Origin of the sequence: Streptomyces morookaense (assembly GCF_013030945.1) — a bacterium.
GTDB classification, from domain to species: Bacteria; Actinomycetota; Actinomycetes; order Streptomycetales; family Streptomycetaceae; genus Streptomyces; species Streptomyces morookaensis.
Genome location: NZ_JABBXF010000039.1, coordinates 82,179 through 101,168, shown reverse-complemented (window position 1 = coordinate 101,168; position 18,990 = coordinate 82,179). Strand labels below are relative to the sequence as shown.

The following is an 18,990-nucleotide window of genomic DNA, read 5'->3' as shown; positions in this document are numbered from 1 at the left end:
GCTTACAGCACCTCCGGCGCGAGCGAGACGATCTTCATGAACTTCTTCTCGCGCAGCTCTCGGCCGACGGGGCCGAAGATACGGGTGCCGCGGGGGTCACCGTCGTTCTTGAGGATGACCGCCGCGTTCTCGTCAAAGCGGATGTACGAGCCGTCCGGACGGCGGCGCTCCTTGACGGTGCGAACGACGACAGCCTTGACGACGTCGCCCTTCTTCACGTTGCCACCGGGGATCGCGTCCTTGACGGTGGCGACGATGACGTCACCGATGCCCGCGTAGCGGCGACCCGAGCCACCGAGAACACGGATGCAAAGGATCTCCTTGGCACCAGTGTTGTCGGCGACGCGAAGTCGCGACTCCTGCTGGATCACGTCTATCTCCTGATCGTCTGCCGGTTCCCGGCAGGGGCTCCGAGGAGCCCCTGCCGAGCCTGGCGGAACTTATCCGAGGGAAACCCCTCAGAAATTACTTGGCCTTCTCGAGGATCTCGACGACGCGCCAGCGCTTCGTCGCGGACAGCGGCCGGGTCTCCATGAGGAGGACGCGGTCGCCGACACCCGCGGCGTTCTGCTCGTCGTGCGCCTTGAGCTTGTTGGTACGGCGGATGACCTTGCCGTACAGCGCGTGCTTGACGCGGTCCTCGACAGCGACGACGACGGTCTTGTCCATCTTGTCGCTGACGACGAGGCCCTCACGGGTCTTGCGGTAGCCGCGCTCGTTCGTCTCAGTCATGTTCTTCTCGCTCATCAGGCGCTCTCCACCGTCTCGATGCCGAGCTCGCGCTCACGCATCAGGGTGTAGATCCGGGCGATGTCCTTGCGGACGGCCTTCAGCCGGCCGTGGTTCTCAAGCTGTCCGGTCGCCGCCTGGAAACGGAGGTTGAACAGCTCTTCCTTGGCCTCACGCAGCTTGGCAACGAGGTCCTCGTTGTTCAGCTCACGCAGCTCGGTCGCCTTGGTACCGGCAGCCATCACGACTCACCTGCCTCGCGCCGAACAATGCGGCACTTCATCGGAAGCTTGTGGGCGGCTCGGGTGAGCGCCTCACGTGCAACCTTCTCGTTCGGGAAGGACAGCTCGAACATCACCCGACCGGGCTTGACGTTCGCGACCCACCACTCGGGGGAACCCTTACCGGAACCCATGCGGGTCTCGGCGGGCTTCTTCGTGAGGGGACGGTCCGGGTAGATGTTGATCCACACCTTGCCGCCACGCTTGATGTGACGCGTCATGGCGATACGAGCGGACTCGATCTGACGGTTCGTCACATAGGCCGGGGTCAGGGCCTGGATACCGTACTCACCGAAGGCGAGCTCGGTGCCACCCTTGGCCATGCCGTTCCGCTTGGGGTGGTGCTGCTTGCGGTGCTTGACCCTGCGAGGGATCAGCATGTCGGTCAGGCCTCCGTTCCGGTGGTCTCAGCCGGAGCAGCGGTGGCCTCGGCCTTGGGGGCCTCGGCAGCAGCCTGCTGCGGCTTGCGGCCGCGGCCACCGCGCTCGCCGCCACGGCCACCACGGGCCGGGCGCTCGCCGGCGCCACGCGACGGGCGGTTGCCCGCACGGGCCGCGGCGTTCTCCGCGCGGACCTCGGCGATGTTCTTGACGTCGCCCTTGTAGATCCAGACCTTCACGCCGATACGGCCGAAGGTGGTCTTGGCCTCGAAGAAGCCGTAGTCGACGTTCGCACGGAGCGTGTGCAGGGGCACACGGCCCTCGCGGTAGAACTCCGAGCGGGACATCTCGGCGCCGCCGAGACGGCCACCGCACTGGATCTTGATGCCCTTGGCGCCGGCCTTCATCGTCGACTGCATGCTCTTGCGCATGGCGCGACGGAAGGAGACACGGGAGGACAGCTGCTCGGCGACGGCCTGGGCCACCAGCTGAGCGTCCACCTCGGGGTTCTTGACCTCGAGGATGTTCAGCTGGACCTGCTTGCCGGTCAGCTTCTCCAGCTCGCCACGGATGCGGTCGGCCTCGGCGCCACGGCGGCCGATGACGATGCCCGGGCGGGCGGTGTGGATGTCGACGCGGACGCGGTCGCGGGTGCGCTCGATCTCAACCTTCGAGATACCGGCGCGCTCCATGCCCTTCGTCATCATGCGACGAATGGCAACGTCTTCCTTGACGTAGTCCTTGTACAGCTTGTCGGCGTACCAGCGGGACTTGAAGTCCGTGGTGATGCCGAGCCGGAACCCGTGCGGGTTAACCTTCTGGCCCATTACCGGGTTCCTTCCTTGCTGCTGACGACCACGGTGATGTGGCTGGTCCGCTTGCGGATCCGGTAGGCACGGCCCTGAGCACGCGGACGGAACCGCTTCAGGGTCGGGCCCTCGTCGACGTACGCCTCGCTGATGTACAGCGAAGAGGCGTCCGTGTGGTCGTAGTTGTGCGCGGCGTTGGCAATGGCGCTGTCCAGCACCTTGCCCACCGGCACGCTCGCGGCCTGCGGGGCGAAACGCAGGACCGCCTGAGCCTCCGTGGCGTCCATGCCACGGATGAGGTCCACCACGCGGCGGGCCTTCATGGGCGTGACGCGGATGTACCGCGCCTGGGCCCTGGCTTCCATGGTTGTCCCTTCGGTGTCAGTCATAGTCGTTCGCACCCCGCTTAGCGGCGCTTCGACTTGCGGTCGTCCTTGACGTGGCCGCGGAAGGTGCGGGTCGGCGAGAACTCGCCGAGCTTGTGGCCGACCATGGACTCGGTGACGAACACCGGGACATGGGTCTTGCCGTTGTGCACCGCGAGCGTGTGGCCGAGCATGGCCGGCACGATCATGGAGCGACGGGACCAGGTCTTGATGACGTTCTTGGTACCAGCCTCGTTCTGAGCGTCCACCTTCTTGATGAGGTGGCCGTCGACGAAGGGTCCCTTCTTGAGACTACGCGGCATCTAAACCCGCTCCTAGCGCTTCTTGTTCGTCTTGCGGCGGCGGACGATGTACTTGTTGCTCGCCTTCTTGGGAGAACGAGTACGACCCTCCTTCTGACCCCACGGCGAGACCGGGTGGCGACCACCGGAGGTCTTGCCCTCACCACCACCGTGCGGGTGGTCAACGGGGTTCATGGCGACACCGCGGACGGTCGGGCGGACGCCCTTCCAGCGCATGCGGCCGGCCTTGCCCCAGTTGATGTTCGACTGCTCGGCGTTGCCGACCTCGCCGACGGTGGCGCGGCAGCGGATGTCGACCAGGCGGACCTCACCGGACGGCATGCGCAGGTGGGCGTAGGCGCCCTCCTTCGCCAGCAGCTGCACGGAGGAACCGGCGGAACGGGCGATCTTCGCACCGCCGCCGGGCCGCAGCTCGATGGCGTGGATCGTCGTACCGACCGGGATGTTGCGCAGCGGCAGGTTGTTGCCCGGCTTGATGTCGGCCCCGGGGCCGTTCTCGATCCGGTCGCCCTGGTTCAGGCCACGCGGAGCGATGATGTAGCGCTTCTCGCCGTCCAGGTAGTGGAGCAGCGCGATGCGCGCGGTGCGGTTCGGGTCGTACTCGATGTGAGCGACCTTGGCCGGCACGCCGTCCTTGTCGTGACGACGGAAGTCGATCACACGGTAGGCGCGCTTGTGGCCACCGCCCTGGTGGCGAACGGTCACACGACCGGCGTTGTTACGGCCGCCCTTGCTGTGCAGCGGGCGGACCAGCGACTTCTCCGGCGTGGACCGCGTGATCTCGACAAAGTCGGCGACGCTGGAGCCACGACGGCCCGGAGTCGTCGGCTTGTACTTGCGGATACCCATTTTTCAGTCCTCGTCCGATATCGGACGACTCGGAACTCCGTTAGGAGACCGGGCCGCCGAAGATGTCGATACGGTCGCCCTCGGCGAGGGTCACGATGGCGCGCTTGGTGTTGGCGCGCTTGCCGAAACCGGTCTTGGTGCGCTTGCGCTTACCCTGACGGTTGATCGTGTTGACCCCGGTGACCTTGACCGAGAAGACCGCCTCGACGGCCTGCTTGATCTGGGTCTTGTTGGCGCGCGGGTCGACGATGAACGTGTACTTGTTCTCGTCCAGCAGCGCGTAGCTCTTCTCCGAGACAACCGGCTTGACCAGGAGGTCGCGCGGGTCCGAGAAGGTCTTGCTGGTGACGACGGCCTCAGTCATCAGGCCTCGCTCCCTTCGGTCTCAACGGCCTTGGGGCCAGACACGAAGGACTCGAGAGCGGCCTGGGTGAAGACCACGTCGTCGGAGACGAGCACGTCGTACGTGTTCAGCTGGCCCGGCTCCAGGATGTGCACCTGGGGCAGGTTGCGGGCGGACAGCCACGCGGCCTCGTCGGAGCGCTCGGCGACCAGGAGCAGGTTCTTGCGCTCCGAGATCTTGCCGAACAGGCCCTTGGCGGCCTTGGTGGACACCGCGCCGTCGACCACGCCGGAGACGACGTGGATGCGGGAGTGACGCGCCCGGTCGGTGAGGGCACCGCGCAGGGCGGCGGCCTTCATCTTCTTCGGGGTCCGCTGCGAGTAGTCACGCGGCACGGGACCGTGCACGACGCCACCACCGGCGAACTGCGGCGCGCGGGTCGAACCCTGACGGGCGCGACCGGTGCCCTTCTGGCGGTACGGCTTCTTGCCACCGCCGCGGACCTCGCCACGGGTCTTGGTCTTGTGCGTGCCCTGACGGGCAGCGGCCAGCTGCGCGACGACGACCTGGTGGATCAGCGGAACGCTGACCTTGGCGTCGAAGATCTCCGCGGGGAGCTCGACGGTCCCGGCCTTGTCGCCTGCCGGCGAAAGGATGTCAATGGTGCTCATCGGTTACCTCAGGCCCCCTTGGCCGCGGTACGGACCAGGACGAGGCCGCCGTTCGGACCAGGAACTGCGCCCTTGATGAGCAGCAGACCCTTCTCCGCGTCAACGGCGTGGACGGTCAGGTTCTGGGTGGTGACCCGCTCGTTGCCCATGCGGCCCGCCATGCGGAGGCCCTTGAACACACGGCCCGGGGTGGCACAGCCACCGATGGAACCGGGGGAGCGGTGCTTGCGCTGGGTGCCGTGCCCGGCGCCGAGGCCACGGAAGTTGTGGCGCTTCATGACACCGGCGAAGCCCTTGCCCTTGCTCTTGCCGGTGACGTCGACCTTGACGCCGGCCTCGAACACGTCCGCGGTGATCTCCTGACCGAGGGTGTACTCGGAGGCGTCGGAGGTGCGGAGCTCCACCAGGTGGCGGCGGGGGGTCACGTCGGCCTTGGCGAAGTGGCCCTTGAGGGGCTTGTTCACCTTGCGCGGGTCGATCTCGCCGAAGGCGATCTGGACCGACTCGTAGCCGTCGGTGTCGTTGGTGCGGACCTGGGTAACGACGCAGGGCCCGGCCTTGACGACGGTCACCGGGACGACACGGTTGTTCTCGTCCCAGACCTGCGTCATGCCGAGCTTCTCGCCCAGGACGCCCTTGATCTGCTTAGCCATCTCGCGCGTCACCTCAGAGCTTGATCTCGATGTCGACGCCGGCCGGCAGGTCGAGACGCATCAGCGAGTCAACCGTCTTCGGCGTGGGGTCGAGGATGTCGATGAGGCGCTTGTGCGTGCGCATCTCGAAGTGCTCGCGCGAGTCCTTGTACTTGTGCGGCGACTTGATGACGCAGTACACGTTCTTCTCAGTGGGCAGCGGCACCGGGCCCGCGACCGACGCACCAGTGCGGGTCACCGTCTCGACGATCTTCTTCGCCGAGGAGTCGATGACCTCGTGGTCGTAGGCCTTGAGCCGGATGCGGATCTTCTGTCCCGCCATGGCTACTTCGTAGTCCTGTCTCTCGTAACGCTCCGGAACTCGGCGGGCCGTGCGGCCGCACCGTCCCTCCCCGCTCCACTCTCCGACCCACGCGGTCGGGCGTGTCGCGCCCCTTCCAGCAGATCTCCCCGAAGGAAGATCCCTGCTCAAGGGGGTTGTGGGGGAAGAACACCCACCGAGTGCCTGGCCGGTACCCCGCTGACACTTCCCGGAAGATTCCCGTACTTCCGCCCCTGAGAAGGGACGACGAGTACTGCGGGACTCGCTTCCAGTCCTCCCGGCGGGAGGCGCGCAGCATCGGCACTCAACCGAGCAACCTGAACAGTGTGCCACACGGGCCCGAAGGGACGCCAATCGCAGCCGAAAAAGGTACCCCGAGCGGCTCAGTTGTCAAACCAACCCGCCGCTTTCCGGCGAGACTATGGGTCCCGGGGAGGCTTTGTGAGCGCTTGGGCAACCCGCCCGGACACTCTGCCGTCTCCCTCGTACGCGGGGACATCCGGGGGCTGCACGCTGCACAACGGGACGGAGTTTCGTCAGGTGAACATCGCACAGCGAGGGGTCGTCACGCGCCGCAGCGTACTCGCGGGGATCGCGGTCGCCACGGCCGCCTGCGCCACCGGGTGCAGCAGCGGCGGCGGCTCCGGCCCGTCCAAGCCCTCCGAAGCGCCCGTCACCGCCGTCGACCCGGCCTCCCGGCAGTCCTTCACCGGCGCCGAGAACCCGCTGCTGCTCCAGGTGATGGCGCACCCCGACGACGACCTGTTCTTCATGAACCCCGACGCCGAGCGCATCGTGCAGGCCGGCGTCCCCGTCGTCTCGGTCTACGTCACCGCCGGCGAATCCGTCGGGCAGAACTGGATCAAGGGCATGCCCAGGAGCAAGCCCGACAAGGCCGCCTACTCCTCCGCACGCCACCAGGGCCTGCGCCAGGCGTACGCGGAGATGCTGGGCGCGGACCGGTTCACGCCCTGGAAGAAGTCCGTCCTGGACCTGCCGGGCGGTGTGCGGGCCGAGACGAACGAGCTCGTCAACGGCAACCGCAGGGCCCGGCTGATCTTCCTCAACATCGCCATGCTCTCCCCCGGCAACACCCGCCTCCCCCACCTCTGGGACGCGCCCTACGCCGTCATGCAGAGCCTGGTCGCCACCGGCTCGCCGTGCACCAGCGTCAGCAAGTACGAGCACAGCACCCTGGTCGACGTGCTGGCGTCGATCATGGCCACATACGGGCCGACCGTGGTCCACACCATGGACCCGGACCCGGACTACCAGGTCCACGACGCGAGCCACCCCAAGGACAACGACTACGGGTCGTGCTCGGACCACCGCGACCACACCCCCACCGCGCTCTTCACCTGGAAGGCGCTCTCCCAGTGGGTCGCGGACACCACCCGCCGCAAGGGCCACCCGCCCCGCTTCACCACCACGTCCTTCCGCGGCTACTACAACCAGCGCTGGCCGCACAATCTCCCGCAGCAGATCGTCGAGGAGAAGCACAAGCTCGTCGCCGACTACGGCGGCGACCCCGGCTGGCAGTGCGGCAACGCCGCGGGCTGCGGCGACTACGGCCAGGGCGGCGACAAGCCGCTCACCAACCGCAAGGGCTGGATCCGCTCCACGCACTACCGGCACCCCGGCGCCATGCCCGTCGCCGTCAGCGACCGCGCCGGCCGCCTGGAGGCCTTCGGCGTCCTGGGCCTGCAGGCCGTGCGCTGGCAGGAGACCTCCGCCGGCAGCGGCCGCTGGGGCGCCCCGCAGAACCTCGGCGGCGGGCCGCTGGCCCCCGCTCTCGCCGCGGTCACGGACTCGGCCGGGCGGCAGCTGCTGTTCGGCATGCGCTTCGCCAAGCTGGAGGGCCAGGGCCGGGCGGACAGCCGGGAGATCGTCGTCCTGGAGCAGCACACCGCGGGCGGCGCCTCCCGGGCCTGGAAGGGCCTGGGCAACCCGGAGCACAAGGCCGAGCGCGGACGCCGCGTCGGCATGCCCGCCGCCGTCGCCACGCCCGACGGGCGCGTGTACGTCTTCGTCCGCAACGCGGGCAAGGGCGTCTCCTGCCGGATGCGCGCGGCCGACGGCAAGTGGGGCAAGTGGCAGAGCCTGCACGGCCAGGAGATCCAGGAGGGCCTCACCGCCGTCCTGGACAAGGACCACCGCGTCCACGTCTTCGGCATCGGCCGGGACACCGTGCACCACTGGAGCCAGGAGGCCCCGGACAAGCCGGTGAGCTTCATGCCGCTCAAGGGCCTGCCGGGCCCCGGCGGCGATCCCGTCGCCGCGGGCCTGGGCCCGGACGGCGCCGTCACCCTCGTCTACCGGGTCCCGGAGGCGGCGGAGCCCGTCTCGTACCGCCTCGCCGCGAGCGGCGACGGCACGGAGGAGGTCAGCGCCTCGGGCCTGCACGGCTTCTCGGGCTACGGGCCGCTGGCCGCCGCGCTGCTCCCCCAGCGCGGCAAGGACGCCCTGATGGTCCTGGGCCGCGCCATGGACGGCCGTATGCAGCTCGTCGACGCGGAGTCCGGCGGCTCCCCCGTCCAGGCCGGGGGCTCGTACCTGCCCGTGGGCACGCCGTCCCTCTCGGTCGACGCGGCGCATCAGCTGTGCGCCGTCGGCATGGGCATGGACGCAACGCCGTGGATCTGGCGGCCCGCGGCCGCGTAGGTTGGCCGCATGCCGCTGTTACCTGCGCCTTCGCTCCTCGCCGTCAGCGACCTGCACACCGGCGTCGCCGACAACGTGCCCATCGCCGAATCGCTGCGCCCCGCCTCGGACGGGGACTGGCTGATCGTCGCGGGCGACGTCGCCGAGCGGTTCGACGACATCGAGCGCACCCTGCGCCTGCTCGCCGGGCGGTTCGCCAAGGTCGTCTGGACGCCGGGCAACCACGAGCTGTGGACACCGCGCACCGACCCCGTCCAGCTGCGCGGCAAAGCCCGCTACGAGCGCCTGGTGGAGCTGTGCCGCGGCCTCGGCGTGGCCACGCCCGAGGACCCGTACCCGGTGTGGCGGGGCGAGGGCGGGCCGGTCGCGGTGGCGCCGGTGTTCACGCTGTACGACTACACCTTCCGCACGCCCACCGCGGCCACCAAGGAGCAGTCCCTGGCCGAGGCGTACGAGGCGGGGATCGTCTGCACGGACGAGTATCTGCTGCACCCCGAGCCGTACGCCGGCATCGACGACTGGTGCCGCGAGCGGGTCGCGGAGACCGAGGCCCGGCTGGCGGCGCACGACCCGGCGCTGCCGCTGGTGCTGGTCAGCCACTGGCCGCTGGTGCGCGAGCCCACCGATGTGCTGACGTACCCGCAGTTCGCCCAGTGGTGCGGCACCGTCCGCACCGGCGACTGGCACCGGCGCTTCGCCACGGCCGCCGTGGTCTACGGGCATCTGCACATTCCGCGTACGACCTGGTACGACGGCGTGCGCTTCGAGGAGGTCTCGATCGGCTATCCGCGGGAGTGGCGCCGCCGCGGCCATCCGCGCGGCCTGCTGCGGCGGATCCTGCCGTACAGCGCATGAAAAGCGAGCGGGCCCCGCATCCGGGAAGGATGCGGGGCCCGCTCAGATCTCGAGCAAGCGGAGCTTACTTGTTGATCTTGGTGACCTGGCCGGCGCCGACGGTGCGGCCGCCCTCACGGATGGTGAAGCGCAGGCCCTCCTCCATCGCGACGGGCTGGATCAGGGAGACGGACATCTCGGCGTTGTCGCCGGGCATGACCATCTCCGTGCCCTCCTTGAGGGTCACAACACCGGTCACGTCAGTCGTACGGAAGTAGAACTGCGGACGGTAGTTGTTGAAGAACGGGGTGTGGCGGCCGCCCTCGTCCTTGGAGAGGATGTACGCCGTGGCCTCGAACTCGGTGTGCGGGGTGACCGAACCCGGCTTGATGATGCACTGGCCGCGCTCGACGTCCTCGCGCTTGATGCCACGGAGGAGCAGACCGACGTTCTCACCGGCCTGGCCCTCGTCGAGCAGCTTGCGGAACATCTCGATACCGGTGACGGTGGTCGAGGTCTTCTCGGTCTTGATGCCGATGATGTCGACGGTCTCGTTGACCTTCAGGACACCACGCTCGATACGACCGGTGACGACGGTGCCACGACCGGTGATCGTGAAGACGTCCTCGATCGGCATCAGGAACGGCTTGTCGACGTCGCGCTCCGGCTGCGGGATGTTCTCGTCCACAGCGTCCATCAGGTCCTCGACGGACTTGACCCAGGTCGGGTCGCCCTCGAGCGCCTTCAGGGCGGAGATCTTGACGACCGGGGCGTCGTCGCCCGGGAACTCGTACTCGTTGAGGAGCTCACGGACCTCGAGCTCGACGAGCTCCAGGATCTCCTCGTCGTCCACCATGTCGGCCTTGTTCAGGGCGACGACGATGTACGGAACACCGGACTGGCGGGCCAGGAGCACGTGCTCCTTGGTCTGCGGCATCGGGCCGTCGGTGGCGGCCACGACCAGGATCGCGCCGTCCATCTGGGCGGCACCGGTGATCATGTTCTTGATGTAGTCCGCGTGACCCGGGCAGTCCACGTGAGCGTAGTGACGGGCATCCGTCTGGTACTCAACGTGCGCGATGGAGATGGTGATACCGCGCTGACGCTCCTCAGGGGCCTTGTCGATGTCCTCGAAAGGCGTGTAGGGGTTCAGGTCCGGGAACTTGTCGTGCAGCACCTTGGTGATCGCCGCGGTAAGAGTGGTCTTACCGTGGTCGACGTGACCGATGGTGCCGATGTTGACGTGCGGCTTAGTCCGCTCGAACTTCGCCTTCGCCACTGGGTCCTCCTACGGAGTGGTTCTGTACGCCTTACTCATCGGCGCCAGGTGATCTTTGCTGGGGTGCCGTCCGCCGGGGTGGCCGCCGCATTCCTTGCGGTTTGCTGCGGTACACCCCGACAGTCGGTGTAAAGCCTAAAGCGTGAGCTTCGCCTGTGAAGACGGGAGCCGGTTACTCGCCCTTGGCCTTCGCGATGATCTCCTCGGCGACGTTCCGCGGAACCTCGGCGTAGGAGTCGAACTGCATCGAGTAGCTTGCGCGACCCGAGGTCTTGCTGCGGAGGTCGCCGACGTAGCCGAACATCTCCGACAGCGGAACCAGGCCCTTGACGAGCTTGGCGCCGTGACGGTCCTCCATGGCCTCGATCTGGCCACGGCGGGAGTTGATGTCACCGATCACATCGCCCATGTAGTCCTCGGGAGTGGTGACCTCGACGGACATCATCGGCTCGAGCAGAGCCGGCGACGCCTTGCGGGCACCCTCCTTGAACGCCATGGAACCGGCGATCTTGAAGGCGAGCTCGGAGGAGTCGACGTCGTGGTAGGCACCGTCGAGCAGCGTCACCTTGACGCCGGTCAGCGGGTAGCCGGCCAGAACACCGAACTCCATGGCCTCCTGGCAACCCGCGTCCACGGACGGGATGTACTCCCGCGGGATGCGGCCACCGGTGACCTTGTTCTCGAACTCGTAACCGTCGCCCTCGAGGGGCTCGATTGCGATCTGCACCTTGGCGAACTGGCCGGAACCACCAGTCTGCTTCTTGTGCGTGTAGTCGATACGCTCGACGGCCTTGCGGATCGTCTCGCGGTACGCGACCTGCGGCTTGCCGACGTTGGCCTCGACCTTGAACTCACGCTTCATACGGTCGACCAGCACGTCGAGGTGCAGCTCGCCCATACCCGCGATGATGGTCTGGCCCGTCTCGTCGTCCGTGTGGACCTGGAAGGAGGGGTCCTCCTCCGCGAGACGCTGGATGGCGACACCCAGCTTCTCCTGGTCGCCCTTGGACTTGGGCTCGATCGCGACCTGGATGACCGGCGCCGGGAAGTCCATGGACTCCAGGATCACCGGGTTCGCGGCGTCGCAGAGGGTCTCACCGGTGGTGGTCTGCTTCAGACCCATGACGGCGACGATGTCGCCGGCACCCACCGAGTCGATCTCCTCACGCTTGTTCGCGTGCATCCGGTAGATCTTGCCGATGCGCTCCTTCTTGCCCTTCACGGAGTTCTGCACCTGGGTGCCGGCCTCCATGCGGCCCGAGTAGACCCGGACGAAGGTGAGCTTGCCGAGGTGCGGGTCGCTCATGATCTTGAAGGCAAGGCCGGCGAACGGCTCGTCGTCGGACGGCTTGCGCTTCACGACCTCGTCGGCGTCGTTGACCGCGTGGCCCTCGACGGCCTCGATGTCGAGCGGCGACGGCAGGTAGCGGACGACCGCGTCGAGCAGGGGCTGGACGCCCTTGTTCTTGAACGCGGTGCCACAGAACACCGGGGTGACGGTGACGGAGTCGCCGCCGCCACGCGAGGCGAGAGTGATGCGGCGGATGGCCGCCATCAGCTGCTCCTCGGTCGGCTCCTCGCCGCCCAGGTACAGCTCCATCATCTCTTCGTCGTTCTCGGCAACGCCCTCGAGGAGCTTGCCGCGCCATTCCTCGGCAGCCTCGATGTGCGTGTCCGGGATGTCGACGACGTCGTACATCTCGCCCTTGGCGGCCTCGGCGGACCAGACCAGCGCCTTCATCTGGACGAGGTCGACCACGCCCTTGAAGTCGGCCTCGGTGCCGATCGGCAGCTGCATGACCAGCGGAACCGCGCCCAGGCGGTCGACGATCATGTCGACACAGCGGTGGAACTCGGCACCGGTGCGGTCGAGCTTGTTGACGAAGCAGATACGCGGCACGCCGTAGCGGTCCGCCTGACGCCAAACGGTCTCGGACTGCGGCTCAACACCGGCAACGCCGTCGAACACCGTCACGGCACCGTCGAGCACGCGCAGCGAACGCTCCACCTCGACGGTGAAGTCGACGTGGCCCGGGGTGTCGATGATGTTGATGGTGTGGTCGACGTTGTTCAGCGGCCAGTGGCAGGTCGTCGCGGCAGACGTGATCGTGATGCCGCGCTCCTGCTCCTGCTCCATCCAGTCCATCGTGGCAGCGCCGTCGTGGACTTCACCGATCTTGTACGAAACACCGGTGTAGAACAGGATCCGCTCGGTGGTGGTCGTCTTGCCCGCGTCGATGTGGGCCATGATCCCGATGTTGCGGACCTTGGCCAGGTCAAGCGAAGTGGTGGCCATATGGCTCAGTCTTCTCTCGGTTCTCGATGGGGGTAGCGACTACCAGCGGTAGTGCGCGAAGGCCTTGTTGGACTCGGCCATCTTGTGCGTGTCCTCACGCTTCTTGACCGAGGCGCCGAGACCGTTCGAGGCGTCCAGCAGCTCGTTCATGAGGCGCTCGGTCATGGTCTTCTCGCGACGGGCGCGGGAGTAACCGACCAGCCAGCGCAGCGCCAGGGTGGAGGCACGGCCGGGCTTGACCTCGACCGGAACCTGGTAGGTCGCGCCACCGACGCGGCGGGACTTGACCTCGAGAGCGGGCTTGACGTTCTCGAGGGCGCGCTTGAGGGTGATGACCGGGTCGTTGCCGGTCTTCTCGCGCAGACCCTCCATGGCGCCGTACACGATGCGCTCGGCGGTGGAGCGCTTGCCGTGCAGCAGGATCTTGTTGATCAGCGAGGTGACAAGAGGAGAACCGTAGACCGGGTCGATGATGACCGGGCGCTTCGGGGCGGGGCCCTTACGAGGCATTCTTACTTCTCCTTCTTGGCGCCGTAGCGGCTGCGAGCCTGCTTGCGGTTCTTGACGCCCTGGGTGTCGAGCGAGCCGCGGATGATCTTGTAGCGGACGCCCGGCAGGTCCTTCACACGGCCACCGCGCACGAGCACGATGGAGTGCTCCTGCAGGTTGTGACCCTCACCCGGAATGTAAGCGGTGACCTCGATGCCGCTGGTCAGACGCACACGCGCGACCTTACGGAGGGCCGAGTTCGGCTTCTTCGGGGTGGTCGTGAACACACGCGTGCAGACGCCACGGCGCTGGGGCGAACCCTCGAGTGCGGGCGTCTTGTTCTTCTCGACCTTGTCCTGCCGGCCCTTTCGGACCAGCTGCTGGATCGTAGGCACCGTTTCTCCGGTTTCTGTGATCGCGATAAAACTAACCCGGGAGCAAACACCGACCCACGCGGTCGGGTGTGTCGAAGGCTGCAGACCCCCGCCGATGGCGGGAAGTGGCGCAGATTCCGGTGTCGCCGAAACGGTGCGGACCGCTCGGTTCCGGGCGTCCCGTACGGTTTGAAGGCACGCACGAGAGCCCAGGGACACCCCAGGCACAAGGTCAGAGCGTACCTACCGCATGGGCTGCGGTCAAAACAAATGCACACGCGGACGACGCCCCTGTGTACGGCCTCAGCCGCAGATCAGGGGCGCCCCGCCGGGGCTCTCCGGGGTGCCCCGTGGAAGGGCGGGCGGCGTGCGGCCGCTCCGCCCAACGGGTGATGCCCGATGGCGAGTTGCCTCCCCTGACAACCGTCCGGTTGCCACTCTCTCAGTGCCCGCTCAGTGCCCGGCCGCCGTCTTCCGCGGGTCCTCCGGCTTGGTGCCGCCCACGGCGATGATCATTTCCGTCATCTCGACGAACTGCCGGCGGTGACTGTCCGGGATGCCGAGCAGGTCGGCGGCCTCGGCGGGGGTCACCCGCCTGCCGCCCGGGGTCCGCTCCGGGCCCGCGGCCGCCGCGGCGCGCGGGGCGCCCGGCAGCGGCAGGTCCTCCGGGGTGACCTTGCCGGACTGGATGAGCATGTCCCGCAGCGAGACGCCGAGCACCCGCGCAAGGGCCCGCATGGTCTCCAGGTCGGGCATGCTCTGCCGCTGCAGCAGCCGGGTCACCGCCGCTCGGTGCACCCCCGCATCCTCCGCCAGCCGGGACCGGCCGCCGCCCCGGGGGCTGTCGATGTCATATCCGCGGTCCCGCATAAGACCTTCGACCCAGCCCGCGAACCGCTCCATCTCCGAGCCTTTTTCGCCCATAGCACTGCTCCCTCCGCAACTTCAGACCCTACCGTCCGATCGCGCACGCAATAACCAGAATGCTGTGCGCGGGCGCAACTTGCCACCTCGGGTGGGTAAATTCGCGCCGTTTGGCTGATCAATAGCAGTTCAAGTCCCAGGGAAATCCCACCAGATGGCGCGACGGGTGTGACGGGAGACACGAGAGGGAGGCAGGTTGCCAGTTGTTGCGATCGCGCACACAAGTCCGTAGAGTCTGATTGCGCCACCGCAACAACCCACCCTCCTGCTTCCCGCCCCCGTTCCCGAAGGGGACCGCCCCCGCATGCCCGCCCCCGCCCTCCGCGCCCCGCTCCCCCAGGACCGCTACCCCTCCGCCTCCCGCCGCCCCGCCGACTGGCGCTCCCTCGCCGCCTGCACCGGCCTCCCCGACCACACCGTCTTCGCCCGCCGCCCGAAGGCCGCCCTCCCCGCCCTGCGCGCATGCGCCGTCTGCCGCGTCCGGCGCCACTGCCTGGAGGCCGTCGCCCCGCGCGAGAGCTGGTTCGACGGCGTGTGCGCGGGGCGCCTGTGGCGCAACGGCCGGGAGGTCCGTATCCCCGAGGAGTACTGCTCATGACCGCGTCTTCTTCCGCGTCTTCTTCCGCCTTCTGGCTCGGCGTCCTCCTCCGCCAGTTCCCGGAGCTGAACCGGGAACTGGCCCCCAGCCGCACGGCCCGCCCCGCGGCGGAGAGGACGCCCCGCTCGGGCAGGCCCCCTTCCGCCCCCATCCGCCTCTTCGTCTCGGACACCATCCGCGACATCACGGACGGCGTGGTGGAACTGGAGGAGGCCGTCTGCGACCGCCTCCGCCTCCCGCACCCGCCGCGCGGCACGGTCGAGCAGCGCCTGCTGCGCCTGCTCGCCCTGCTGGACCGCGGCATCACGGCGGACCCGCTCCTCGCGGACCACGTCCGCGCCGAGTCCCGCCGCATGGCCCGGCGCTGCTCCCGCGCCCTCGGCGACGCCGAGACCCCCGTCCGCGTACGCGGCCGCTGCCCGCACTGCGACTCCGTCTCGCTGCGGGTGTTCCCCCACCGCGAGACGGTCCTCTGCATCAACCCCGGCTGCCGCTGCGCGGATCCGTCCTGCACCTGCACGACGGACGACCGTCACCGCCACGCGTGGCCGCGGGACCGCTGGCAACAGCTGACGGAGACGATCGCCGCCGACCTGACGGAACTCACGGCGGCGGCGGACGAGGAGGACTCGGCCGGATGACGACACCGACTTTGGTGACGACGGCCATAGCCGCCCAGGAGGCGGCGGTCTCCCCGGATGCCGTCCGCAAATGGGTCCAGCACAAACACCTCGCCCCGGCGGGCCGCCGGGGCCGCGCACACCTGTTCCGCCTGGAGGACGTGTTCGCCGCGGAACGGGCGACACGGAGGGGGCATGAGCGGGGGCCTTGTATATAGGGGACTTGTGGGTGAGGGGGCAGAGAGCCGCGGCTGTCTCAGCCGGGCCTCGGCGAGAATGCCTCAATGATCGTCAGACCCGCCCGCGAGCAGGACGCCCCCGGTTTCCTCGGCCTGGCCGCCCAAGTGGAGCACTGGTTCGGCGCGATGGTCGAGGACCCCGGTTTCCGTGCCGCGGTGGACAAGCACATCCGACGCGGTACGGCCCTCGTGGCCGTTCCCCTCGCCGGGCCCCGCCTCCTCGGCGGCATGCTGTTCGGCGCCAAGTCCCCGACGTACCACGTGCATTGGCTCGTCGTGTGCGAGCAGCAGCGCGGCACGGGCGTCGGCCGCGCGCTGATGGCGGAGGCGATGCGCAGGTTCGCGGTCGGCGGCCCCGGCACCGTCGAGGTCGTCACCTTCGGGGCCGACCACCCGGGGGCCGTGGCCGGCGGCGCCCGGGTCTTCTACGAGCGTCTGGGCTTCTCGCCGGCCGAGCCGGCGCCTCCCGGCCCGGAGGGCGGGTCGCGCCAGGTCTACCGGCGCCCCGTCTGAGTTCCGCGTCATTCCGCGTCACAGACTGCGGGCGGTGATGTCGCCGTACGAAGTGGTGGCGTGGATCCGGAGTTCGGCGGTGCCGTCGTTCCTGAGGGCGTTGCTGACGCGGCCGTGGCCGGTGCCGGCGTCGAGGGAGGCGGAGGTGCCGGCGGCGGCGTCGACCGTGATGCTGCCGGACTCGGTGCGGAGCACGACCGTGCCGCGCACGGCCTCGGCGACGCGGATGTCGCCGCGCGCGGTGCTGATCCGGGCGGAGCCGCCCAGCCGGCCGACCTCGACGTCGCCGTCGACCGCGGTGAGGTGGAGGCTCGCGGCCTCGTCGAGCTTGATCTGGCGGTAGGCGCCCTCGAAGGTGACGTCGCCGAGACGGCCGACGCCGCGCAGCTCGCAGCCCGCAGTCCTGGCCTCGATGCGGGAGCCGGTGGGCAGTTGGACGGTGACCTCGACGGAACCGGGGCCGAGGAGCTGGTTCTTGGGCTCGGAGGTGTGGATCCGGAGGACACCGTCGGCGAGTTCGACGACGGTCTGCTCGGCGGTCTGGACGTCGCGGCTCTTGGAGGGGTTGGCGGGCCGGACGTCGACGGTGGTGTCGGTGCGATCGGCGGCGATGACCTGGATGCGGCCGGCGGGGATGTCCAGGACGGCGGCGATCGGGGCGGGGGTGTCGAACGAGCGCATCACTTTTCTCCTTGTTCGGCGGCGGGCACTCGCTCGGCCCGCTGTTTCCAACACCGGAAAAGCTACGTTGTGTTCGCGCGTCTGGCAACGCTGCAGTTGCACCAACTCCCCATCTGCGCAGCTCATGGCCCGCAATTCATTGCAACCGACCAGAACTGAACGCAACGGACCGGGCACCCCTTTGTTGCAATGAGAAGAAAGCGAACGCTACGCTGGAGCCGCGCACGGACGGACGCACGCACGGACGGACAGACCATGAAGGAGGCCGCGATGCCGGGAGGCAGACTCACCCAGCCCGAACGCCAGCAGATCGCGCTGGGGTTGGCCGACGGCCTCGCCTACGCGGAGATCGCCAGGCGCCTGGAGCGCCCGACGTCGACCATTACGCGCGAGGTGATGCGCAACGGCGGCCCCACCGCCTACCGCGCCGACCTCGCGCACCGCGCCACCGAACGCCGCGCCCAACGCCGCCGGCAGACCGCCCCACGGGGGCAGGAGGCATCCCCGCAGGCCCACGGGCGCGACGCCGAGGCGGTGCGCGTATACGAGGACACGTTCACCACCGTCCTCATGCAGTCGGGCACGCCCAGGATGATGGCCCGGGTGCTGGCCTGCCTCTGCACCACCGACACCGGCAGCCTCACCGCCACCGAACTCGCCCGGCACCTCCAGGTCAGCCCGTCGTCCATCTCCAAGGCGGTGACGTACCTGGAGGAGCAGGGCCTCGTCCGCCGCGAACGCGACGAACGCCGCCGGGAGCGCTATGTGGTGGACGACGACGTCTGGTACCAGTCCATGATGGCGAGCGCCCGCGGCACCGCCCATGTCGCCGAAGTCGCACGCCAGGGCGTCGGCGTCCTCGTCCCCGGCACCCCGGCGGCGGTCCGTCTCGAAAACATCACCCGCTTCCTCGAATTCGTCTCGGAGAGCATCGCCCGCGCCGCGGACCAGGCCCGCGAGGTCCTCCACACGAAATCGGAAGCGGCTTCGGGCGGCACGCACAGGGGGTAGACGGGCACGTGAGTGGCCGTTTCCGGTGGCGGAAACCTCGATTTTCCGGGCTCGGAACCAAGGATTTGGGCTGTCGGAAGCACCCACTCCGGCGGCGCACCGTTCCATCTCCACAAGGAAGTTGACCTTCGCGATACCGGCGTTCGTGGGCCCGAACGGCGTGGCGTACGGCCGCCGCGTCACTGCCGGTGTACGCGTACGCAGCGGCCCGGGCATCCCGGATGAGCTGCGGGAGCAGCGCACCGATCTCACCCATCCGCCCTTCGCGCCGGACCGGCTGCTGCGAAGTCCTGCGGCAGAGGCGCCCGTTGCAGTACGGCTGACTACTCCTCGCCCTCCAGCGCTCCGGCCCCCCACGACGGCATCCGGTACACCTGTGCACCGGCGGTGCCGGTGCGCTTCTCCTGTATGACCTCGACCGCTTCCTGCCACCCGCTGACGAAGCCCCGTACCTCGGCGGCGTCGAACGCCTTCCCGGCGAGCTTCTGCACGACCGAGGTCAGCGCCTTGGCGACCTCGTCGGTGAAGGCCCCCGCCTGCCCGGATTCGGCGGCCACTTCCACCGTCGCAGCCACGACATCCGCGAGCTGCTCGCTGTGCACGCTCACTGAGTGGTCCCTCCGCACATCCCGACCTGCTCGCTCATGCCACCACCCCCAGGTGCCATCCACCGACTGATTTGCCCCCGCCAAGACTCATCCGGTGCATCTGTACGGGATACCCGGGAGTGTGTGCGATCGCCCACT

Annotated in this window: 26 protein-coding genes; 7 read left to right on the top strand and 19 right to left on the bottom strand. The window is 68.6% G+C overall.

Annotation, left to right across the window (positions count from 1 at the left end; genetic code table 11):
- Positions 1–2 precede the first annotated feature (2 nt).
- From rplN to rpsJ, 12 genes are all read right to left on the bottom strand, one after another.
- The gene (rplN, locus tag HG542_RS18325; RefSeq protein WP_004946682.1) at positions 3–371 is read right to left on the bottom strand and encodes a 50S ribosomal protein L14; all 369 of its coding nucleotides are present in this window, start codon (positions 369–371) and stop codon (positions 3–5) included.
- 94 nt (positions 372–465) lie between these two features.
- Positions 466–747, bottom strand: coding sequence for a 30S ribosomal protein S17 (rpsQ, locus tag HG542_RS18320; protein WP_171082766.1), 282 nt, complete (start codon positions 745–747; stop codon positions 466–468).
- Positions 747–971 carry a 50S ribosomal protein L29 gene (gene rpmC, locus HG542_RS18315; protein WP_004950453.1) on the bottom strand — a complete coding sequence of 75 codons (225 nt, stop codon included), beginning with the start codon at positions 969–971 and terminating at the stop codon, positions 747–749. Before rpmC ends, rpsQ begins: the two co-directional genes overlap by 1 nt.
- Entirely contained in the window at positions 971–1,390 is a 420-nt protein-coding gene (gene rplP / locus HG542_RS18310) for a 50S ribosomal protein L16 (protein WP_004950450.1), read from the bottom strand. The genes rpmC and rplP overlap by 1 nt, the downstream gene beginning before the upstream one ends.
- 5 nt (positions 1,391–1,395) lie before the next feature.
- A complete protein-coding gene (gene rpsC, locus HG542_RS18305) occupies positions 1,396–2,217 on the bottom strand; it encodes a 30S ribosomal protein S3 (RefSeq protein WP_171082764.1) in 822 nt (273 codons plus the stop codon).
- A complete protein-coding gene (gene rplV, locus HG542_RS18300) occupies positions 2,217–2,564 on the bottom strand; it encodes a 50S ribosomal protein L22 (RefSeq protein ID WP_030685471.1) in 348 nt (115 codons plus the stop codon). The genes rpsC and rplV overlap by 1 nt, the downstream gene beginning before the upstream one ends.
- 41 nt (positions 2,565–2,605) lie before the next feature.
- The gene (gene rpsS / locus HG542_RS18295) at positions 2,606–2,887 is read right to left on the bottom strand and encodes a 30S ribosomal protein S19 (RefSeq protein WP_004950443.1); all 282 of its coding nucleotides are present in this window, start codon (positions 2,885–2,887) and stop codon (positions 2,606–2,608) included.
- Positions 2,888–2,899: 12 nt separating this feature from the next.
- Entirely contained in the window at positions 2,900–3,736 is an 837-nt protein-coding gene (gene rplB / locus HG542_RS18290; protein WP_171082762.1) for a 50S ribosomal protein L2, read from the bottom strand.
- A gap of 40 nt (positions 3,737–3,776) precedes the next feature.
- Positions 3,777–4,100 carry a 50S ribosomal protein L23 gene (rplW, locus tag HG542_RS18285; RefSeq protein WP_058046827.1) on the bottom strand — a complete coding sequence of 108 codons (324 nt, stop codon included), beginning with the start codon at positions 4,098–4,100 and terminating at the stop codon, positions 3,777–3,779.
- Positions 4,100–4,750, bottom strand: coding sequence for a 50S ribosomal protein L4 (rplD, locus tag HG542_RS18280; RefSeq protein ID WP_171082760.1), 651 nt, complete (start codon positions 4,748–4,750; stop codon positions 4,100–4,102). The genes rplW and rplD overlap by 1 nt, the downstream gene beginning before the upstream one ends.
- An 8-nt stretch (positions 4,751–4,758) precedes the next feature.
- Positions 4,759–5,403, bottom strand: coding sequence for a 50S ribosomal protein L3 (gene rplC / locus HG542_RS18275; RefSeq protein WP_171082758.1), 645 nt, complete (start codon positions 5,401–5,403; stop codon positions 4,759–4,761).
- A gap of 13 nt (positions 5,404–5,416) precedes the next feature.
- Entirely contained in the window at positions 5,417–5,725 is a 309-nt protein-coding gene (gene rpsJ, locus HG542_RS18270) for a 30S ribosomal protein S10 (RefSeq protein ID WP_003948644.1), read from the bottom strand.
- 540 nt (positions 5,726–6,265) lie between these two features.
- On the opposite strand from rpsJ, the gene HG542_RS18265 reads away from it, so the two are divergent.
- Both HG542_RS18265 and HG542_RS18260 read left to right on the top strand, forming a co-directional pair.
- Positions 6,266–8,386, top strand: coding sequence for a PIG-L family deacetylase (locus HG542_RS18265; RefSeq protein WP_229922865.1), 2,121 nt, complete (start codon positions 6,266–6,268; stop codon positions 8,384–8,386).
- Positions 8,387–8,395: 9 nt separating this feature from the next.
- Positions 8,396–9,241 (top strand): metallophosphoesterase family protein, encoded by an 846-nt coding sequence (locus HG542_RS18260; protein ID WP_171082757.1) that lies wholly within the window; start codon positions 8,396–8,398, stop codon positions 9,239–9,241.
- A 64-nt stretch (positions 9,242–9,305) separates the two neighbouring features.
- Here HG542_RS18260 and tuf read toward each other — a convergent pair whose 3' ends face one another.
- From tuf to HG542_RS18235, 5 genes are all read right to left on the bottom strand, one after another.
- Positions 9,306–10,499, bottom strand: coding sequence for an elongation factor Tu (gene tuf / locus HG542_RS18255; RefSeq protein ID WP_171082755.1), 1,194 nt, complete (start codon positions 10,497–10,499; stop codon positions 9,306–9,308).
- Positions 10,500–10,671: 172 nt separating this feature from the next.
- Entirely contained in the window at positions 10,672–12,795 is a 2,124-nt protein-coding gene (gene fusA / locus HG542_RS18250; RefSeq protein ID WP_171082753.1) for an elongation factor G, read from the bottom strand.
- Between the two features lie 39 nt (positions 12,796–12,834).
- Positions 12,835–13,305 (bottom strand): 30S ribosomal protein S7, encoded by a 471-nt coding sequence (rpsG, locus tag HG542_RS18245; protein WP_171082751.1) that lies wholly within the window; start codon positions 13,303–13,305, stop codon positions 12,835–12,837.
- Between the two features lie 2 nt (positions 13,306–13,307).
- A complete protein-coding gene (gene rpsL, locus HG542_RS18240) occupies positions 13,308–13,679 on the bottom strand; it encodes a 30S ribosomal protein S12 (protein ID WP_003948652.1) in 372 nt (123 codons plus the stop codon).
- A gap of 432 nt (positions 13,680–14,111) precedes the next feature.
- Positions 14,112–14,582 carry a helix-turn-helix domain-containing protein gene (locus HG542_RS18235; RefSeq protein ID WP_171082749.1) on the bottom strand — a complete coding sequence of 157 codons (471 nt, stop codon included), beginning with the start codon at positions 14,580–14,582 and terminating at the stop codon, positions 14,112–14,114.
- A gap of 304 nt (positions 14,583–14,886) precedes the next feature.
- Between HG542_RS18235 and HG542_RS18230 the strand changes: the two genes are divergently transcribed.
- From HG542_RS18230 to HG542_RS18215, 4 genes are all read left to right on the top strand, one after another.
- The gene (locus HG542_RS18230) at positions 14,887–15,180 is read left to right on the top strand and encodes a hypothetical protein (protein WP_227727346.1); all 294 of its coding nucleotides are present in this window, start codon (positions 14,887–14,889) and stop codon (positions 15,178–15,180) included.
- The gene (locus HG542_RS18225) at positions 15,177–15,821 is read left to right on the top strand and encodes a hypothetical protein (RefSeq protein ID WP_171082746.1); all 645 of its coding nucleotides are present in this window, start codon (positions 15,177–15,179) and stop codon (positions 15,819–15,821) included. The genes HG542_RS18230 and HG542_RS18225 overlap by 4 nt, the downstream gene beginning before the upstream one ends.
- Positions 15,818–16,018 (top strand): hypothetical protein, encoded by a 201-nt coding sequence (locus tag HG542_RS18220; protein WP_171082744.1) that lies wholly within the window; start codon positions 15,818–15,820, stop codon positions 16,016–16,018. Before HG542_RS18225 ends, HG542_RS18220 begins: the two co-directional genes overlap by 4 nt.
- A 66-nt stretch (positions 16,019–16,084) precedes the next feature.
- Complete coding sequence (locus HG542_RS18215) at positions 16,085–16,552, top strand: GNAT family N-acetyltransferase (protein ID WP_171082742.1); 468 nt, start codon at positions 16,085–16,087, stop codon at positions 16,550–16,552.
- A gap of 18 nt (positions 16,553–16,570) precedes the next feature.
- On the opposite strand, the gene HG542_RS18210 is transcribed toward HG542_RS18215, so the two are convergent.
- Positions 16,571–17,233 carry a DUF4097 family beta strand repeat-containing protein gene (locus tag HG542_RS18210; RefSeq protein WP_171082740.1) on the bottom strand — a complete coding sequence of 221 codons (663 nt, stop codon included), beginning with the start codon at positions 17,231–17,233 and terminating at the stop codon, positions 16,571–16,573.
- A 270-nt stretch (positions 17,234–17,503) separates the two neighbouring features.
- On the opposite strand from HG542_RS18210, the gene HG542_RS18205 reads away from it, so the two are divergent.
- Entirely contained in the window at positions 17,504–18,244 is a 741-nt protein-coding gene (locus tag HG542_RS18205; RefSeq protein WP_171082738.1) for a helix-turn-helix domain-containing protein, read from the top strand.
- A 323-nt stretch (positions 18,245–18,567) separates the two neighbouring features.
- Here HG542_RS18205 and HG542_RS18200 read toward each other — a convergent pair whose 3' ends face one another.
- Positions 18,568–18,852, bottom strand: coding sequence for a hypothetical protein (locus tag HG542_RS18200; RefSeq protein WP_176606673.1), 285 nt, complete (start codon positions 18,850–18,852; stop codon positions 18,568–18,570).
- Between the last annotated feature and the right edge of the window lie 138 nt (positions 18,853–18,990).

What these genes read in the sequence shown, in the direction of transcription:
- rpsQ (WP_171082766.1), bottom strand. Translation starts at nt 747, where the DNA reads ATGAGCGAGAAGAACATGACTGAGACGAACGAGCGCGGCTACCGCAAG.
- rpmC (WP_004950453.1), bottom strand. Translation starts at nt 971, where the DNA reads ATGGCTGCCGGTACCAAGGCGACCGAGCTGCGTGAGCTGAACAACGAG.
- rplP (WP_004950450.1), bottom strand. Translation starts at nt 1,390, where the DNA reads ATGCTGATCCCTCGCAGGGTCAAGCACCGCAAGCAGCACCACCCCAAG.
- rpsC (WP_171082764.1), bottom strand. Translation starts at nt 2,217, where the DNA reads ATGGGCCAGAAGGTTAACCCGCACGGGTTCCGGCTCGGCATCACCACG.
- rplV (WP_030685471.1), bottom strand. Translation starts at nt 2,564, where the DNA reads ATGGAAGCCAGGGCCCAGGCGCGGTACATCCGCGTCACGCCCATGAAG.
- rpsS (WP_004950443.1), bottom strand. Translation starts at nt 2,887, where the DNA reads ATGCCGCGTAGTCTCAAGAAGGGACCCTTCGTCGACGGCCACCTCATC.
- rplB (WP_171082762.1), bottom strand. Translation starts at nt 3,736, where the DNA reads ATGGGTATCCGCAAGTACAAGCCGACGACTCCGGGCCGTCGTGGCTCC.
- rplW (WP_058046827.1), bottom strand. Translation starts at nt 4,100, where the DNA reads ATGACTGAGGCCGTCGTCACCAGCAAGACCTTCTCGGACCCGCGCGAC.
- rplD (WP_171082760.1), bottom strand. Translation starts at nt 4,750, where the DNA reads ATGAGCACCATTGACATCCTTTCGCCGGCAGGCGACAAGGCCGGGACC.
- rplC (WP_171082758.1), bottom strand. Translation starts at nt 5,403, where the DNA reads ATGGCTAAGCAGATCAAGGGCGTCCTGGGCGAGAAGCTCGGCATGACG.
- rpsJ (WP_003948644.1), bottom strand. Translation starts at nt 5,725, where the DNA reads ATGGCGGGACAGAAGATCCGCATCCGGCTCAAGGCCTACGACCACGAG.
- HG542_RS18260 (WP_171082757.1), top strand. Translation starts at nt 8,396, where the DNA reads ATGCCGCTGTTACCTGCGCCTTCGCTCCTCGCCGTCAGCGACCTGCAC.
- fusA (WP_171082753.1), bottom strand. Translation starts at nt 12,795, where the DNA reads ATGGCCACCACTTCGCTTGACCTGGCCAAGGTCCGCAACATCGGGATC.
- rpsG (WP_171082751.1), bottom strand. Translation starts at nt 13,305, where the DNA reads ATGCCTCGTAAGGGCCCCGCCCCGAAGCGCCCGGTCATCATCGACCCG.
- HG542_RS18235 (WP_171082749.1), bottom strand. Translation starts at nt 14,582, where the DNA reads ATGGGCGAAAAAGGCTCGGAGATGGAGCGGTTCGCGGGCTGGGTCGAA.
- HG542_RS18230 (WP_227727346.1), top strand. Translation starts at nt 14,887, where the DNA reads ATGCCCGCCCCCGCCCTCCGCGCCCCGCTCCCCCAGGACCGCTACCCC.
- HG542_RS18225 (WP_171082746.1), top strand. Translation starts at nt 15,177, where the DNA reads ATGACCGCGTCTTCTTCCGCGTCTTCTTCCGCCTTCTGGCTCGGCGTC.
- HG542_RS18220 (WP_171082744.1), top strand. Translation starts at nt 15,818, where the DNA reads ATGACGACACCGACTTTGGTGACGACGGCCATAGCCGCCCAGGAGGCG.
- HG542_RS18215 (WP_171082742.1), top strand. Translation starts at nt 16,085, where the DNA reads ATGATCGTCAGACCCGCCCGCGAGCAGGACGCCCCCGGTTTCCTCGGC.
- HG542_RS18210 (WP_171082740.1), bottom strand. Translation starts at nt 17,233, where the DNA reads ATGCGCTCGTTCGACACCCCCGCCCCGATCGCCGCCGTCCTGGACATC.
- HG542_RS18205 (WP_171082738.1), top strand. Translation starts at nt 17,504, where the DNA reads ATGCCGGGAGGCAGACTCACCCAGCCCGAACGCCAGCAGATCGCGCTG.